The following is a 652-nucleotide window of genomic DNA, read 5'->3' as shown; positions in this document are numbered from 1 at the left end:
ATCGAGCGAGCTTCTGTATCCGGCCATCGGGGTATGCCCCGGTTGTCCGGACCGCGGCGGGACGAGGCCGCGCGGTCCCCGTCGCCGCCGCTGTTCCCCGCCCTGTTCCACGAGTGCCATTCCCCCCTCTTACGCTTTCTCCCCTAACTTTGCCTCACCTTTTCTCTCACCATCAGGAGAATTCAGTGACACCGGAGATTGAGAACGCCTTCGCCGCGATCCGGAGTGAGTACGGCTCCGACTCCATCGAGCGCGTGGAGGAGATGCTCGACAGCAAGAAGCAGGAGCGCCACCCGTTGCAACAGGGCGCCAAGTGGATCATGCCGGGAATTTCCCAGCAGCCCTGGCACGATCCGTACGGACATGCCGAGCACACGCCCTTCATAGCCGCCCTCGAGGAGCAGCACGGAGCGATCAAGTCGGAACTGGAGACGGCCTGGGCCGCGCGGCGCGAGGCTTTTTCCAACTACGAGCACTACCTGACGCCGCAGGATGACTGGCAGGCGCTCTACCTCTACCGCAAGGGGGGCCTGGTCGCGGAGTCGCAGCCGACGGCGCCGACGGCGTACAAGGTGCTCAAGGAGTTCGCCGTCGACACCGAGAAGATCTGCCCGCTCCTCGAATGCCATTTCTCCACACTGCTGCCCGGCGC

Annotated in this window: 1 protein-coding gene; it reads left to right on the top strand. The window is 64.6% G+C overall.

Annotated elements, in window-relative coordinates; genetic code table 11:
• Positions 1 to 185: 185 nt before the first annotated feature.
• A partial coding sequence (locus KUM32_RS29585) for an aspartyl/asparaginyl beta-hydroxylase domain-containing protein (protein WP_217145049.1) occupies positions 186 to 652 on the top strand: 467 nt, incomplete at its 3' end.

This window comes from Streptomyces sp. AC627_RSS907 (assembly GCF_019049165.1).
The sequence above is the reverse complement of the archived record's forward strand: the minus strand, read 5'-3'. Positions and strand labels throughout refer to the sequence as shown.